This is a genomic window from Okeania sp. SIO2B9 (genome assembly GCF_010672505.1).
In the GTDB taxonomy this organism is placed as follows: Bacteria; Cyanobacteriota; Cyanobacteriia; order Cyanobacteriales; family Microcoleaceae; genus Okeania; species Okeania hirsuta.
The window spans coordinates 1-1,935 of record NZ_JAAHGK010001378.1 but is presented as its reverse complement, the minus strand read 5'-3'; the positions used below and the strand labels follow the sequence as shown (position 1 = coordinate 1,935).

The 1,935-nt window shown below is 31.6% G+C and carries 2 protein-coding genes; both read right to left on the bottom strand.

What is annotated here, in order from left to right:
• Positions 1–203 precede the first annotated feature (203 nt).
• Positions 204–590: a hypothetical protein gene (locus F6K13_RS30935; protein WP_124155041.1), complete on the bottom strand. Its 387-nt coding sequence runs from the start codon at positions 588–590 to the stop codon at positions 204–206.
• Positions 591–1,250: 660 nt separating this feature from the next.
• A partial coding sequence (locus tag F6K13_RS30930) for a cell wall metabolism sensor histidine kinase WalK (protein ID WP_287289547.1) occupies positions 1,251–1,935 on the bottom strand: 685 nt, incomplete at its 5' end.

Here is a 1,935-nt window from a genome sequence, read left to right as displayed (position 1 = left end):
TTTACTTCAGATGGTAAAACTCTAGTTAGTGGAGGTGAAGGAGGTCGGATTTTAATTTGGAAGCTATAGTAATATCATGTCCACTTGCTCTCTTTCTAAGTGTTGTTTGTCTCCACTTACCATTACTGTGTAGGACTACCAAATTTTCGATAGTCCTGCATGGTAATGGTAGGATACATATTTTTTAATTTCTCCCACACTCCTCATCTCCCCATCTCCCACACTCCCCATCTCCCCAAACTCTCGGTGCTTCCTTTACCATTACTATGCACCACCACCAAATTTTCTAGGGTTGATTTATGCTTTTTTACTTCATTTTCTATATTTTCTCTTAAGAATATTTCTTGTTGTAAGATTTTATTTTGAGATTGGAGTTGTTTTTTTAATGAAAATATTTGCAAATGCAACTTTATTTCTGTTAAAAATTCATCTACTTGTATGGGCATATTAATATTATCGAAGTTCTCAATATTTAATCTCTTAATTTGATTGATTTCATTGTGTGTGTTTCCCATAAAAATTATCGGAATATTTTTTGTTAATTTTGAGCTTTGCAAAGATTGGCAAGTCTGCCATTGCTCTTTTTCCAATGATCAATTTATTAATATTAGGTCTACTGATATATTTTGTAATGTATTTAAAAATTTTTCTCTTCTATTAGCTACTATAAACTCATAGTTATTGTCTTTCAATAACCTAGATAATAACTTGAGGTTACTATCATTATTATCTACGATACAAATTACAGCTTCCGGATATACTTCTTGCAAATTATTCATTTTTATAAAAATCTATGAAATTAGTAAGTATGAAATATATTTCATACAAAACATAAAAATTAAAAAAACCTCTTGCCAGTTTTTGGGATAATTATATCCCTGTATATTTCAACAGCATAAATTTTCCTTCCCCACCTAATCAAGGTAAAATTTTGGCTGAAGAATCAAGCAAGAGGTTAAACTTTTAGATGCTCCTGATGTACTAACTCCCTAGATATTTCCTACGCTCCGACTAAGGAGTGGATTGTAGGAAAGCTAAACTCACTTACAAAGGTTTTTAATTCTCTTTGTAAAAGTTCAGAGTGTGTTTGTACTCTTGTATGATAAAACTTTTTTCCTCAAATGCAACTGGGTTATTACAATAGCCCTATTTTATTTATTGTGAAGAGAGCAATAAATAGGTAATGTTTAATATTCAAGTTAAACCAACAGTAAAATTACTATATATAGCTATAGCTGAAAATACCAATCTTAATTTAGTACTTGTAACCATAAAACCACTGTAGTGCCACTATTAATTATGGCATCTTGCTGTTGTAAATCATGGGACAACCACTGAGGAACTACAGGAGAATATACTTGAATTTTGCCTTTCATTATATGTATTAAATCAAGAGCGATCGCTAATCCTAATCCTGTGCCTGGAATGTCCGTTTTAGCTTTTTCACCCCGATAGTTTCGTTCAAATAAATGTTCTAAATCTTGTGCTGGAATACCATAACCTGTATCGCTAATAGCTATTGCTAGCATTCCTTCTATTTCATTTTTGACCGATTGATAATCATCTGTTTGTGGAGCTGAAGTTGTCAACTTAATATAAATATTTCCCCCTGCAGGAGTATACTTCAAAGCATTATCAATAATATTACTTAAAACTTCTCGCAAAGCTTTATTATTAGCTTGGACTATAGGTAAATTCTCAGGAAAATTGACTTCTAAATCTATATGACGTTCATCGGCAATTGCTTTTGCAGAAACTAATAAAGGTTCCAAAATATATTCTACTGAAACTGACTCTAAGAAATTAGACTCTGGCAAAAGTGGTAATGATTTGAATTCTTTATTAGCTTCTGTATAATAATCTATTACATTGTCATTTTTAGTTGTAGTTTGAGGATACTCGCTTTGCCCAGAAATACTCAAAATTTCTTCCCCA